The organism is Shewanella sp. SR1 (genome assembly GCF_020447145.1).
Lineage (GTDB): Bacteria > Pseudomonadota > Gammaproteobacteria > Enterobacterales > Shewanellaceae > Shewanella > Shewanella baltica.
Window position 1 is genome coordinate 63,392 of the sequence record NZ_JAJAEF010000017.1, and the last position, 14,479, is coordinate 77,870.

Sequence of the window (14,479 nt, forward strand, 5' to 3'; positions counted from 1 at the left end):
ATTCTACTCTGGATTAATCAAGTCACCAAATCTAAACAGAGAGTTGTACCAAAATGGCGCTAAATCACCACGATAGGTCTTTACCTCTAACTCAGACTGCTGAAAAATCACACTAATCTGCCCTTCTGTCCCTGTGGTCAGGCTCCTTATCTCTCGTCGCTGATACCGCTCAACCACTGTGGATTTAGGAAAACCATAGCGATTAGCAAAACCCGCAGGGAAAAGCACTAACTTAGGGGCTACGGCATCGATAAAGGCCTCTGTCGACGAGGTTTTGCTGCCATGGTGCGGCGCCACCAGCACGTCGCTTTGTAACTCGTTTAGGCCACTTAGATCACCGCTCACACTTAGCTCACGACTTACACCTAATTCACTACGTAATAGTGCCGCTTCGGTTTGTTTTTCAATGTCCCCGGTGAGCAGCAGACTCTGCAGGCCATCATCAATGCGCACCACACAAGAGCCATTATTGCCCGCCAGCACTTGAGGCGGCGAGAGTAAGTTAAGGCGCAATCCTTGCCATTGAATCTGCCTTGGGCGGCAATCTTGGCCGCTAAAGCCTGCCACATCAGTGATCACCAATGCCTTGGGATAAGCCTCCATCAAGACAGGCGCACCGCCTGCATGATCGTTATCGCTATGGCTGATAACAATATAATCAATCTCTTGGATGCCTTTGGCTTTTAAAAAGGGCAATATCACCCGCTTCGCATAACTGAAATCATCACCAAAGGCGGCGCCCGTGTCATAGATGAAACCCCTGCCATTCTTTTCAATCACCACGGTTAAACCTTGGCCCACATCGAGTAAATGCATGGTCCATCGATGGGTTTGCACGGGAGACCATAGCGTCATACAAAAAAGTAATGCGGGAATAAACAACAAACTTAATAGGCTTAACCAAGCAATATAGTGTTTATGCTTAGGCACATAGCGCCATAACACACCACCAACGAGCGCGCAGAATCCTAAGGCTAATAAGCTGTCAGAGAGTGCTAACCAATGGGCGGGTAATTGCTGGCTGATGTCGAGCAACTGCGCATAGGGCGATAAGCTCCAATCACTGAGGCGCAGTACTCCAAGCGAAGAGAGTCCGAAGTGAGATAATCCCAAAGCCGTCCCAAGCCACCAGCAGACAAATCCCGCCATGGCTAAGGGGATCACTACAAAGCTAAACCAGGGCACGGCCAAGATGTTCATCCACAGACTGTGTACACTCACGCCGCCAAAGAGTGCTGCTTGCAGTAATCCAAGCCCGAGACTCAAGCGCCATTGGATAGCCCAAAACTGCATCATCCCTGTGCGTAAACGCGCCCTTCGAGTCGACGCGGGGGTAAATTCCCTTGGTTGGATTTCTAAGGTGTATAAGATGATGCCTAAGGCACAAAACGACAGCCAAAATCCCGCACTTAAACAAGCGAGCGGATCAAGCAGCAATACAATGAACAGGGCGAATAATAAGCGCTCCCACGCCGTAGAAAAGCGCTTTAATAAACTCAACAGCATTAACAGCAGAATCATCACTAATGCACGCTGCGTCGAAATGCCAAAGCCAGCAAGATAGGCATAAAATGCGGCGCCTATGCCCGCTGCGACTAAGGCAAGGGTGATATTACGCCGACTCTGATGTGGCACTAAGCGACTTAAGCCAAACAAAAGGCATGTGTAAATCCATGCTGCTATGACCGAAAGATGCAAGCCAGATATCGCCACTAAATGACCCGTACCTGTCTGTCGTAATGCTTGCCAACGCACTTTTGAGATCAACTGCTTATCACCCAAAAGTAAGGCGAGTAGAATATCACCTTGCGGCAAAGAGGCTAATTCAGGCGTCAATGCACTTATTAGCTCGTTACGCAGTGAAGGTGAAACCGCAAGTAAATGTGCCTCTATCACTCGCCCTTTACCGACAACATGTTGGCTGATTAATTGTTTCTGCTCGTTGTAGCCACCTTGATTTAACACGCTAGCAATACGCTTAGGCATCAAGGTAAACTGCCAAACCTGACCGACATCGACTTCTGGCGGACCTTTCCACGTGAGTCGCAATTTTGCATTTGGCCCTAAGATTAAATTTGGTTTAATGACCGATATATCCAAACTTAGCCAGTCGCTGTTTCGACTAACTAGTGATATGATTTCGCCCCTAACCTGTATAGGTTGTTGTAACACTGGAAGATCCTGCCTAGATAATCCTAAGCAAAAACCAGTTAGCCATGCCATTGCAAAGAGTCCACCTGCGCAGACAGGGATTTTTCGGTATAAAATTAACGCCCCAACAGCAAGGTAGGGTATATAACTGACTGGCGGCAGCGAAGGCCACAACATCGCTGATAACAAGATGGCACTAAAGCCAAACATGAATCGATTCATAGTGAATTAAGTTAAGACAGCAATTTCAGCCTATGCCAAAAAAATTAATCAAAAGATTTATGCCTAAGCCTGAAACCTTGCGTGAGCATAAACACTTACGCATGTTCGGACGCTTATTACATAATCCCAATTTGTGGGCGCTAAATCGCAAATCCGCCCCTGGCGCATTCGCCGTGGGATTATTTGTCGCCTGGATCCCTATGCCATTTCAGATGGTAGTGGCTGCGGCTTTTGCCATTCTATTTAACGTTAATATTCCCGTTTCTGTCGCATTAGTCTGGATAACCAATCCCTTAACTATGCCAGTGATGTTTTATGGCGCGTATTTACTCGGCGCTAAGATACTCGGCCATGCGCCGCAAGATTTTGCCTTCGAAGCCAGTTGGCAATGGATTGAAGCTTCGCTTGCCACCATAGGTCCGGCGTTTTTACTGGGATGCCTTGTTCTCGGGGTAATTTTTTCCGCAGTGGGCTATTTGCTGATTAACAATCTGTGGAAATATTCCATTATGTTTAAGTGGCAAAAACGTAAGAATAAATAACCTCGCCTTTCCCACCGCTTATGCTGATGCAGTTTTAGCCGAAGGCTAATTAACCTAAGCAACAGTATAAGCGGATCAATATCTTAGCTTATCCTATGCCCTTCACGGCCTAATGTGCATTCCAATCTATTGGCTTCCACACGCTTTACATCCTGTCGTTTTAACGTCTGTCGCTCTCACTCTTTTCACGCTTGAGTTTGTCGCTTCTCATGTTGAGCGCCATCTGTGCAGACTAAGTTTGCGTCTTAAACAGATGCAGCACGAGGAATACTCATATTGGGATATATACATTTATTTTAATTGCAGCTTAAAATATCCGACAGATTTAGTCAGATACTCAAGAGCCTGTTATGTTGAACATTGATGAGCCCGCACACTTACAACCACGAATAGCCATATTCAGATTAGGCTTTCGGCCTTTTTTCCTGTTTGCGAGTTTATTCAGCGTATTGGCATTAGGGATCTGGGGAGGATTTCTCTCAGGGAACAATCTGTTGCCGCAATCCGTTAATCCACTTTGGTGGCATGGTCACGAAATGATTTTCGGATTTGTCTGCGCCGTGGTCGCGGGTTTTTTATTAACTGCGGTGCAAAACTGGACAGGCCAAGCTGGGATTAAAGGAGTTGGGTTGTTAGGGTTATTCAGTGTGTGGTTATTGCCACGGCTATTATTGCTAATGCCGCTAGCGATTCCCTTCACACTTATCATGTTTATCGACTTACTGTTTTTGCCACTAACGGCGTTAATACTTGCCCAAGCAGTGATCCGCGTCCGTCAATGGCGCAACTTTGTGTTTATACCCATTCTCACCTTGCTCACCCTAATGAATGCACTGAGTTACTACGGCGTACTAACAAATCAATTTGAATGGATAAACATAGGCTTATATGGCGCGGTTGTGTTAATCAGCATCATAGTCGCACTTTTAGGCGGCCGAGTGATCCCTTTTTTCACCGAGCGCGCAACCCAATGGCAGCGTAAAACTGCGCTGCCAGTGCTCGAATGGCTGAGCTTTATCAGTCTTTTTGGATTAGTCATTAGCTTAATCCTGCAAGAGCAAATATTGCTCCGCTGCATGGCTGGGATTGCGAGTCTGATTTTATTGCTGCGCTGGCATCGCTGGGGCTGGCATGCCAGCTTGAGCATCCCTTTACTCTGGTCACTGCATCTTAGTTATGTGTGTATCCCACTCGGTTTAGCGCTGATAGCCTTTGGACTCCCCTTATCCGTTGGTATGCACGCGATAACGGTTGGCGGGTTAGCTGGGATGATTTTAGCTATGATGGCGCGGGTTTCGTTAGGCCATACTGGCCGCACGCTGCAACCGCCAAGCATAATGAAGTATGCCTTTGGGTTAATCCTGCTCGCGGCAGTGTTTCGAGTATTGGCAGGAGTTATCCCGCTATGGTCAGCATCATTACTACTTGCCGCCATTACATCTTGGGTCATCGCCTTTGGCTGTTTCTGCATCAGCTATGGGCCTATGTTGTGCCAAACCAGAATTGATGGTCGACCCGGTTAGAACATACTGACACTGAGCTTTGCGCTGCATTTAGGATTAAACATATCTGTGAATTAAGTCACACAGCGGCGGCTAGCTTTTCCCTATAAGCTGATTTTTACTGTTACTATTTATAAAAACATCAAGTAGGGAATGCCCATGCCATTTTATCACCAATATGGTTCTAAGAGCCTTAAAGCCGTAGAACACTTAGTCCTGTTTGTTATTGCTATTGCCACTATCGTCGCAATAGGCCAAGAAATTGTGCATATTGTTTCTGTCCGTATGGTCGCATTAGCCGATTTACTCCTGTTATTTATTTTCTTAGAAGTCTTAGCCATGGTGGCGAACTACTACGAATCCGGTAAGTTACCCGTGCGTATGCCGCTTTATATCGCGATTGTGGCCTTAGCTCGTTATCTCATTTTAGATATGAAGAGTATGGAAGATTGGCGTATTGCCGCGATATCACTGTCGACGTTAATTTTAGCGGCAACTGTGATCGTCATTCGTTGGGGTCAGTTAAAAATGCCCTATCCTAAAAACCAAGAATACGACAATTAATCAAGCACCTGAGTTGGTGCTATTGAAGGCTTATTCAATAGCACCTGCTGTCCTCGTTTTAAAACTATTATCAAAGACCTAGCTTTCACATTGGTATTCTGCCAAAAAGCAATTATGCTAGTTTTACTGAGATCAATAATTTACGGGGCAATTGAGTTATGGGTGACCATACTACTGGTTTTGAAGAAAAACGCACATCACTGCGAGTGGACATGGAAGCGGAGCGTGTCGCCTTACATTGGGTCGACGCGCAAGGCATGAAGCAAACCGATGACGGCGTGTGTATTGACTTAGCAAGACGCGGTATTTTATTCGATTATAAACGTCCCTTTGCACTGGGCGAACTCATCGAAGTGACCTTTAATCCCGATACCACACAACAAAATACCGTCAAAGGACAAGTTTGCCGCTGCGCAAAATGCCACGACCAAAGCTACCACATAGCCATGCAACTGCTTTAATTTAACTTAAATTTCGCAGGTTTAATGGGTCTGTTCTACACTCAATGAATTGAACGATTCATGAAGGGGCGTCACTATGATCTTGCTGGTAGGTGGTGAAAAAGGTGGTAGCGGAAAAAGTTGTCTCGCTCAAAATCTTGCCGTTTATATTAAGCAAAAATTTCAAGCAAACGTCCTCATGGTCGATTGTGATCCCCAGCGCACCACTTCAGATTGGATCCAAGCAAGAAATAATGATCCCAGTCTGCCCAGCATTAACTGCATTCAGCTTTATGGTAAAATTCGCAATGATTTACTCAGCCTCAATGAGCGTTTTGATTACGTGATTGTAGACTGTGGTGGTCAGGATAACTTAGCCATGCGCGCAGCCATGTCGGTAGCCACCTATGTTGTCATTCCCCTCAGACCTAAAAGACGCGATCTTAAGACATTACCCCACATGGAAGACATGCTCAGCACTTGTAAGATGGTAAATCCTAAAATGATCGCCACTATAGTGCTAACCCAATGCCCTGCGCTTCCCACACAATTTAAACGTATTTTAGAAGCCAAAGATGTAGTGCAGTCCTTTGGGTTAAGGGTGTTGAATTCTGTCACCTTTTGTCGAAATATTTATGATGACAGTGAAGAAAAAGGCTCCTCTGTGGTTGAAATCGAACCCGATGGTAAAGCAGCCGATGAGATCCGCGCCATAACGGATGAGTTATTCGCCATGCCACCAGAAAATAGCTATGAGCTTAACTGATCTTAAACGTAAGAAACCGAAGCAAATCATCAAGCCGGTTTCTGTCGATGATTTCATTGAAGATGCCAATAACTACGCCTTAGGTAAGGCGAGTTTATTAGCCGCGGCTCAGACTCAAGCGATAGTTAAGGGCTTAGATAAAAAGTCGACTAAGATTTATCGCCACGCTACCTTTACCCTGACAGAGAAGAGTATTGCTCAGCTCGATTCCCTATCGAAATCCACCAGCATTGCAAAATCTCGCTTACTGCGTATTTTGATCCATGAGTTTAGCCAACTCACCCCCGCTCAGCAGGACCAAATTGCCAATAAACGCCACGACGAAACCTAAGTTTCAGGGATTCAAGGAATCAGAGCTTTTAGAATCCTGAGCTCCATGCTGCCTTAAGCTCAAACTCAAGATAGCTAAACCTCAAGAAATTTGGGAAACTTAGGCTTAAACCTAATACTGGTACTTCTCGCTTAAGCTTCTAAGGTGATAAACCCAATCAGTAAAATCAGTCTCGCTAGGTGTCGAACTATGGTCAAACGATTACCACACTCTGATTACAATCTCGTATTACTGTTACGCTCTCTTATGACTGTTACGCCATCGTCAAAATATGTAGGGCCACAATAGGTTAGTGCTCACACGTTCTCCCGGCGGCCAGTTCAATGCCTTGGGGCGTTTCGTGAAACTTACCTTTACCTATGAGTAACTGAATCAATGCTTCAGCACTAAGATCGGCGGCACTACACGTATGGTATCGAGCCGCAAAGCCAAACTTTTGTCCCATAAGGCATAATAATTCAGGCTTTATAATAGCGGCCCCTTGCGCTACCATCAGCGCCATAACATCATGACCGTGAACAGAATTGGACATATGTCCTCCTAAAGATGCAATATTATTGTTCTTTATATCCTAACGGTAGAATTTGAACCCTGATCTCGCGCACAGACTTTCTAATTGATACCACTGCGCTGACATCTGTGACGATAATGTGAGCCATTATGTCTTTAATCCTATTATTGACCCAACAGATGTCGCTGTACTTAGTGATCGTTTACTTAGTCAGTAAAACGCCGCTGTTTAAACTGTTTGCCGAAACCTCCCCGCGTCTGCCACATAAGATTTTTATGTATCTGATTTTTTCAAGTTTCTGCATCATGGCCACCTATTTTGGTGAGCAAACATCAGGCGCGATTGCCAACACCCGTGCTATGGGCGCAGTGTTAGGTGGATTACTTGGCGGGCCCGTTACCGGTTTTCTGGTAGGACTAACAGGTGGCCTTCACCGCTACAGTATGGGCGGCTTTACGGAAATAGCCTGCGCCATTTCCACCACCTTAGAAGGCTTATCCGCAGGGATGATAAGCTTCTACTTAAGACGTGCGGGTAAAAGTGAGCTTATCTACAATCCATTACTCGTTTGCCTAGTGACTTTTTATGCCGAAATGATGCAAATGAGCATCATCTTACTGGTCGCCCGCCCCTTCGATGATGCGTGGGAATTAGTGCGCCAAATCGCGCCGCCCATGTTGTTAGTCAATTCAGTGGGAGCGGCACTCTTTATGAGCATGATCCGCGACCAAAAAACCATGTTCGATAAACTCTCCTCCAGTTTTTCAACTAAAGCATTAAAGATAGCCGAACGCAGTGTCGGACTCCTATCCAAAGGATTTAACGAAGAAAGCAGTAGCCGTGTCGCCAAAATCGTCATAGAAGAAACCAATGTGGGCGCAGTAGCCATCACTGACAGGGAAAAACTGTTGGCTTTTATTGGCATAGGTGCCGATCATCATCTGCCTGGTACGCCAATTTCTTCCAAGATCACCTTAGAGGCGATCAATCAAAATAAAGTCATGTTCGCCGATGGCGTTGAAATGCCCTATTCATGTTCTATTTCAAGCAACTGCCGCTTAGGGTCGAGTCTTGTGATCCCGCTGCGCAGTGATACCGAAGTCATTGGTACCATCAAACTCTACGAGCCGAAAAATAAACTTTTTTTGAATATTAACCGCACCTTAGGTGAAGGTATTGCCCGTCTGTTATCCAACCAAATACTTTATGGCCGGTTTGAGCAACAGCAAAATCTGCTGACTCAAGCCGAATTAAAATTACTGCAAGCGCAGGTTAATCCGCACTTTCTGTTCAATGCACTCAATACTATTAGCGCGATTATCAAGCGCGATCCCGATATGTCTAAGCAGTTGCTGCAGCAGTTATCTCAATTTTTACGGATTAATTTGAAGCGAACGACAGGCTTAGTGACGCTTGGGGATGAGCTAGATCACATCGCGTCCTATCTCACCATTGAAAAAGCGCGTTTTATTGATAAATTACAAGTCAGTATCGCGATACCTGAATCACTCTACCACTGCAAAGTACCGGCCTTTACCCTGCAGCCGATTATTGAGAATGCGGTAAAGCACGGCACTTCGCACATGATAGAGCAAGGGCAGATCAAAGTGACGGGCAAGCTCGAAAATGATGTGCTGGAATTAGAAGTCACAGACAATGCCGGATTATATCAGCCCGTTGAGGGCTCTGAAGGCCTAGGGATGAACTTAGTGCATAAACGCATTCAAAATATTTTTGGCGAACAATATGGTGTCACTGTGGAGTGCGAAGCCGATGAATTGACTCGTGTCACCATAAGATTACCCATAGAAAGCCCTGAGATATCCAATATGGACACCCGCACGTGATCACTTGTTTAATTGTCGATGATGAACTGTTTGCTCGTGAAGAATTAGCCGATCTTTTGGGGCAAGAACACGACATTGAAATTGTTGGTCAATGCGCTAATGCCATCGAGGCGTTGCAAAGCATAGCCAAAGAAAAACCTCAGTTAATTTTTCTCGATATCCAAATGCCGCGCATTTCGGGCATGGAACTTATCGCTATGCTCGACCCTGATAACATGCCGAAAATTGTGTTTGTTACCGCTTACGACGAGTTTGCCGTCAAGGCCTTCGATAACCATGCCTTCGATTATTTACTTAAACCGATAGATGCCGAGAGACTTAGTAAAACCCTCACTCGGGTGCGTAAAAATCTGACGCCTCAAATTATGGATCCCATTACCCCAAAGCGTCTGGAACATATTCCCTGTTACAGCGGCAATAAACTCAAGGTGATTGCAATCCAAGATGTGGAATATGTGTTCAGTGATTTGAGCGGCATCCATGTGGCCAGTACGAAAGGCAAAGTCCATACCCAATTGACCTTAAAAGTGTTTGAAGAAAAAACCCCACTGGTGCGCTGCCATCGGCAGTATTTGATTTCACCTAAGGCGATTGCCGAAATTGAACTATTAGACACGGGCGCCGAAGTCACCACCCACTCAGGGGATAAAGTGCCCGTCTCACGGCGTTATCTTAAGAGCCTTAAACAGCTGTTCGGCTTCCAATAACTCAAGAAAAAGCCATCTTAACGGCATGTTTTTAACCATAAGATGGCCAACAACACCCGCCGTTAACATACGATTGCAACCACTCAAGCCCACTAATTACCGCTCACCCTGCATTTTCGACCACTCATTAAGATTGCGAAGTTTTATATCAACAACTTGTTTACACTCGCCAGAACTCAAATGGGGAGATAACAAAAATGATGTGGTTCCTACTCTGTGTCGGTCTGCTGATCGGCGGCTACTTTATCTATGGCGCCTTTGTCGAGAAAGTCTTCGGCATTAACGCTAATCGTCAAACACCCGCTTTCGCTCAAACTGATGGCGTCGACTTTGTGCCTATGTCTAAGGGTAAAGTCTATTTAATTCAATTATTAAACATCGCAGGCGTAGGCCCAATTTTTGGACCTATCTTAGGTGCACTCTATGGTCCTGCGGCCATGTTGTGGATTGTGGTTGACTGTATCTTTGCGGGTGCCGTGCATGACTACTTCTCTGGCATGTTGTCAGTACGCAACGGTGGCCAATCTGTGCCAAACCTTGCGGGTAAATATTTAGGAAAGAGTGCCAAACACTTCATGAACGTGTTTGCTATCGTGCTGTTACTGCTGGTTGGCGTGGTCTTTATCTCTGCGCCTGCAGGTTTACTGGGCAAGCTTACCGGTTGGGACGTCAGTATTTTCGTCGGCATTATCTTCGTCTACTACCTGATCGCAACTGTGGTGCCAGTCGATAAAATTATCGGTCGTCTGTACCCCTTCTTTGGCGCTTTACTGTTCTTCATGTCGTTCGGTCTGGCTTTCGCGATTATCCTATCAAGCGAGCACACCTTACTGCCTAACGTACAAGCGGGCGATTTCTTCCAAAACTTAAATCCAAATGACATGCCACTTTGGCCTGCGCTATTCATCACCATCGCCTGTGGCGCGGTATCAGGTTTCCATGCAACTCAATCACCATTAATGGCACGCTGCGTTGAAAACGAAACCAATGGTCGCTTCGTCTTCTTTGGCGCTATGATTGGCGAAGGCATTATTGCACTGCTTTGGTGTGCGATTGCATTGTCATACTTCGGCGGTGTTGAAGGCTTAAGTGCGGGCATGTCAGGCAACCCTGCCAACGTGGTCTATGAGGCTTCTACTGGTCTGTTAGGCGCTGTCGGTGGCTTTATGGCTATCCTAGGTGTAATTATTCTGCCGATTACTTCAGGTGATACGGCTTTCCGCTCTGCGCGTTTGATTCTGGCTGAATTTTTCAACATGCCACAAATCTCACTGCCAAAACGCTTAGTGTTAGCTCTCCCACTGTTTGTTATCGGCGGTATGTTGACTCAAGTGGATTTTGGTGTCATTTGGCGCTACTTCGGTGTGGCAAACCAAACCACCGCGGTATTAATGCTGTGGACGGCTTCGGCTTACTTGTTACGCCATAACAAACTGCATTGGATTGCGACTATTCCAGCGATGTTTATGACCACAGTGGTCATCACCTTCCTGCTGAACTCGTCAACCTTAGGTGCAGGCTTACCTATGACGGTATCAACCATAGCGGGCGTGGTCACCACCTTAGTGATTACAGCGCTGTTGATTGTTAAAACCAAAGGTAAAGGTGAGATTGATTTACCGGTAGAAACTGAGCTTAAAGAAACAGCCAAGGACTAGTAAACAGTCCGAATGACCAAGCTAAAACAGGCGCTTTATTGCGCCTGTTTTGATCATACTGCTCCACCAATAACTGCAGACTCTGGTGTGAGCTAGCAAGGTATTCAGGCTTGACTCGATACCATTGCACACTGTATCAGGCATACAAAACTGCTATACTCCCGCCATAGCACACTGCAACATGCATAATATGAATCAATCGAATAACCCGCTCCACGGCATTAAACTGGAAACGATCATCACTTACTTAGTCGAGAAATACGGCTGGGAAGAATTAGGTGAAAGAATTAATATCCGCTGTTTTACCCACGATCCCAGTATCAAATCCAGTTTACGTTTTTTAAGAAAAACAGAGTGGGCGCGGGATAAAGTCGAATATCTTTATTTAAGAGCCAACAAATTACCGTTACCGCCACCTAAAGCAGAAGCGAGTCAAGCCGCTAAGAAGCCTGCGGCAAAAATCGCGACTAAAAAACCCACTCAAACCGCTCCCGAAAAACCGGCTAAAGGCGATAAATCCAGCTCAGATGGCACAGTAAACAGCCATATTTGGGGCAATAATTAATCCTCGCCTCTGCTGCCATAAAACGTAAACAGCCCTAGTATAAGGGCTGTACTATCGTGATGAATCTATTACTAATCGATTTTCACGAACCTATTTGTACTCACCTACAGCCTCAATCTATTTGCGCTAATCTATTGGCGGCGAATAGCGCTCACTTATCGATTTTGAACCAATAGCTTGCACTCTTTTTAGCTGAACAACCAAAAATTGACTTCAGTTTTCAAATCTATGGCCGATACCGACTGTTATAGTGACTTGAGTATCAACGCAGTTTGCATCAATGGAGTGTTAAATGAATATTAATGGAATAAACAGTAGCGCAACTGGCTCAGCTTTCACCGCCATATCAAGCGCATATATCGCAGCGACACCAGCCACCGCACAAACAGCGAATAGTGAGTCCGCTGACTCACAAGATACCCAGGACACTGTCTCCATTTCTAATGCGGGCCGCGCGGCTTTATCCAACGACTTCGGGACCCCTTTGAGAGAGAAAGCCTTGGCTAAAAAAAATGAAACTGAAGTCACAACAACAGAAGAGGAACCCCTGACGTTAATTGACGAGCAAATCAAAAAGATAAAAGAGCAAATCAAAGAATTACAAGAGATGCTAGCCAAGCTTAAGGGAGATGACTCAGAAGCTGCAGATCAGCAACGTAAGATGCTGCAAGAACAAATAATGTTACTTAGTGGTCAAATCGCTACCTTGTTGGATAAAAAGATGCAAGATAGTAAAAAGTCAGATTAACTAAAATAGTTTAGTTACCAAGCCTGTACAAAATCAACCGACAATTATTCACCCGCTTTGCTTAGATGGGAAAGCTGAACATCAAACGCCAAATGTTCAATCCATCACCACGGCGATAGCTGAATCCAATACGATCAACACCCAGCAATTCGCCCCCAAGGGGCTTAGAAAACGCGAGGGAAAAACCAGCCTCATAACTGCCTGAAACTATGGTATCTTGCTCTATCTCGCTGATAAATCTGAGCTCATTGAAATACCAATAACCCACAGCAAAGATCCTTGGTTGCACCTGCAGATCCCACCATTGCCAGCGCGGCGCTAATCCTAAATCAACGCCAGTTTGTAACACCGCAAATTGATCGGCAAACTTGCCATAGTGCTCACTGTACCCGGCAAAGCGTAATCTCGACACCCACACCCCATCTTGCCCAGCAAGGGTGAAATCATACAAGCTACTGATCCCTGAGGCGATAATGGCAACGTTATCGTTTTTATCGAAGTTAGTACCAAAACCGATATCTAAATACCCTTCCATTCGAGTGTTTTCGCTCGCCTGCCAGTGGTGCTCAAAACCTGGGGTAATGGTCATAGTGCCTATCGACGACGGTAACTCGCCTTCGGTGATATCTTTGGCTAAATAATCAAAAAAGCCGAAGGAGATGGGTAAACGTAACCAAGTCTGGCTTCCGCTATCTTTCTTTAAACCAAAACTTAACGGAATACTGACCACGGTCGCATTTTGGTTGGCGGCGCGGTAAACCCCTGTGCCGAGATAACTACCAAAGGCATAAACAGAATTGGGATTACTGCTCGACTCTATCGGATTGCTGCCATTGGCATTACTGCTAGGCACGTGACTGATAGAAACAGGATCAACAGACACGCCAGCATCATTTGCTTGAGACGCCGATGTAAGTGTCGCAGGTGTAAACGTATTGGCGGGGGATGCACTATTGGCGAAAACGGCAGGAACAATGCTCAGAAATACTAAGCAAGTTAACGACAAACATAATGGCAACCGACTGAAAAAATGGCTCAATTGACTTAAACCTTACTCATTTCTGACTCAATCGGTCGACCCATCATAAATACAAAGCTACTTATTTTCATCCATAAAATGATATTCAGACATCATGTGCCCAAGCTCAGTGGATTTGGTTTTTAAGTAGGCTTCGTTGTAACGATTCTTACCAACTTGCAGCGGTACGCGCTCAACCACTTCGATGCCAAACTCCTTCATCGCTTTCACTTTACGAGGGTTATTGGTCATCAAACGCACATGCTTCACGCCTATCTGTTCCAGCATAGGTTTGATCATGTCGTATTTACGCATATCGGCTTCGAAGCCCAGTTGCTCGTTGGCTTCAACAGTGTTGGCACCTTTATCTTGCAGCTCGTAGGCGCGGATTTTATTCAACAAACCAATGCCACGGCCTTCTTGGCGCAAATAAAGGATAAAGCCACTGCCCGTTTCTGCAATATTTTGCATCGCCGCTTGTAACTGAAAACCACAGTCACAACGCAAGCTAAATAACGCATCACCAGTTAAACACTCGGAATGAATTCGACCCAACACAGGTTCATCCGCACTGAGCGTACCGAATGTGAGCGCAACATGCTCTTTGCCTGATTCTGTATCTTCAAAACCATGCATGGCAAACACGCCCCAAGGAGTGGGTAACTTTGACGTCGCGACATATTTTATCGACATACTTAACCTTAACGACAACTCTCATTCCATGAGACGAATAAGATCCCTAGAAACAAACGAGGATTAGGCACTTAGCCAACTAAGCACACTATTGTAAAGTGTTTTTGAACAATCAAGAAATACTTTAGTGTTTTAATCAACTAAACCAAACATGAGTGTCATTTTCGATGGGCAGCACGAAGGAATGGATTAAAACGAAGCAGTGCATAAAGTA

The 14,479-nt window shown here is 45.4% G+C and carries 15 protein-coding genes; 11 read left to right on the forward strand and 4 right to left on the reverse strand.

Going from position 1 to position 14,479, the window contains the following annotated elements; genetic code table 11:
• Window positions 1-3: 3 nt before the first annotated feature.
• A complete protein-coding gene (locus KV201_RS15665) occupies window positions 4-2,373 on the reverse strand; it encodes a DNA internalization-related competence protein ComEC/Rec2 (RefSeq protein WP_226059870.1) in 2,370 nt (789 codons plus the stop codon).
• Between the two features lie 32 nt (window positions 2,374-2,405).
• On the opposite strand from KV201_RS15665, the gene KV201_RS15670 reads away from it, so the two are divergent.
• The 6 genes from KV201_RS15670 to KV201_RS15695 all read left to right on the forward strand — a co-directional run bounded on the left by KV201_RS15670 (window position 2,406) and on the right by KV201_RS15695 (window position 6,518).
• Window positions 2,406-2,915: a DUF2062 domain-containing protein gene (locus tag KV201_RS15670; RefSeq protein WP_006087434.1), complete on the forward strand. Its 510-nt coding sequence runs from the start codon at window positions 2,406-2,408 to the stop codon at window positions 2,913-2,915.
• A gap of 350 nt (window positions 2,916-3,265) precedes the next feature.
• Window positions 3,266-4,438, forward strand: coding sequence for an NnrS family protein (locus tag KV201_RS15675; protein WP_226059871.1), 1,173 nt, complete (start codon window positions 3,266-3,268; stop codon window positions 4,436-4,438).
• A gap of 138 nt (window positions 4,439-4,576) precedes the next feature.
• Window positions 4,577-4,981, forward strand: coding sequence for a phosphate-starvation-inducible protein PsiE (locus KV201_RS15680; protein WP_006081194.1), 405 nt, complete (start codon window positions 4,577-4,579; stop codon window positions 4,979-4,981).
• Window positions 4,982-5,139: 158 nt separating this feature from the next.
• Window positions 5,140-5,442, forward strand: a complete 303-nt coding sequence (locus KV201_RS15685) for a PilZ domain-containing protein (protein WP_226059872.1) — start codon at window positions 5,140-5,142, stop codon at window positions 5,440-5,442.
• Window positions 5,443-5,518: 76 nt separating this feature from the next.
• Window positions 5,519-6,187, forward strand: a complete 669-nt coding sequence (locus KV201_RS15690) for an AAA family ATPase (protein ID WP_006087431.1) — start codon at window positions 5,519-5,521, stop codon at window positions 6,185-6,187.
• Window positions 6,174-6,518 carry a hypothetical protein gene (locus KV201_RS15695; protein ID WP_006081191.1) on the forward strand — a complete coding sequence of 115 codons (345 nt, stop codon included), beginning with the start codon at window positions 6,174-6,176 and terminating at the stop codon, window positions 6,516-6,518. Before KV201_RS15690 ends, KV201_RS15695 begins: the two co-directional genes overlap by 14 nt.
• Window positions 6,519-6,807: 289 nt before the next feature.
• Here KV201_RS15695 and KV201_RS15700 read toward each other — a convergent pair whose 3' ends face one another.
• Complete coding sequence (locus tag KV201_RS15700; RefSeq protein ID WP_115334993.1) at window positions 6,808-7,050, reverse strand: YecH family metal-binding protein; 243 nt, start codon at window positions 7,048-7,050, stop codon at window positions 6,808-6,810.
• Window positions 7,051-7,178: 128 nt separating this feature from the next.
• Between KV201_RS15700 and KV201_RS15705 the strand changes: the two genes are divergently transcribed.
• The 5 genes from KV201_RS15705 to KV201_RS15725 all read left to right on the forward strand — a co-directional run bounded on the left by KV201_RS15705 (window position 7,179) and on the right by KV201_RS15725 (window position 12,554).
• A complete protein-coding gene (locus KV201_RS15705) occupies window positions 7,179-8,876 on the forward strand; it encodes a sensor histidine kinase (protein ID WP_226059873.1) in 1,698 nt (565 codons plus the stop codon).
• A complete protein-coding gene (gene btsR / locus KV201_RS15710) occupies window positions 8,873-9,583 on the forward strand; it encodes a two-component system response regulator BtsR (protein WP_006081188.1) in 711 nt (236 codons plus the stop codon). The genes KV201_RS15705 and btsR overlap by 4 nt, the downstream gene beginning before the upstream one ends.
• 197 nt (window positions 9,584-9,780) lie before the next feature.
• Window positions 9,781-11,241 (forward strand): carbon starvation protein A, encoded by a 1,461-nt coding sequence (locus KV201_RS15715; RefSeq protein WP_226059874.1) that lies wholly within the window; start codon window positions 9,781-9,783, stop codon window positions 11,239-11,241.
• Window positions 11,242-11,422: 181 nt separating this feature from the next.
• Entirely contained in the window at window positions 11,423-11,806 is a 384-nt protein-coding gene (locus tag KV201_RS15720; RefSeq protein WP_226059875.1) for a VF530 family DNA-binding protein, read from the forward strand.
• A 292-nt stretch (window positions 11,807-12,098) separates the two neighbouring features.
• Complete coding sequence (locus tag KV201_RS15725) at window positions 12,099-12,554, forward strand: FlxA-like family protein (protein ID WP_226059876.1); 456 nt, start codon at window positions 12,099-12,101, stop codon at window positions 12,552-12,554.
• A gap of 61 nt (window positions 12,555-12,615) precedes the next feature.
• Here the strand turns inward: KV201_RS15725 and KV201_RS15730 are convergent, their stop codons facing one another.
• Together KV201_RS15730 and ribA are read right to left on the reverse strand one after the other, a co-directional pair.
• Complete coding sequence (locus KV201_RS15730; RefSeq protein ID WP_226059877.1) at window positions 12,616-13,593, reverse strand: hypothetical protein; 978 nt, start codon at window positions 13,591-13,593, stop codon at window positions 12,616-12,618.
• 57 nt (window positions 13,594-13,650) lie between these two features.
• The gene (ribA, locus tag KV201_RS15735; protein ID WP_006087423.1) at window positions 13,651-14,265 is read right to left on the reverse strand and encodes a GTP cyclohydrolase II; all 615 of its coding nucleotides are present in this window, start codon (window positions 14,263-14,265) and stop codon (window positions 13,651-13,653) included.
• Window positions 14,266-14,479: the final 214 nt, after the last annotated feature.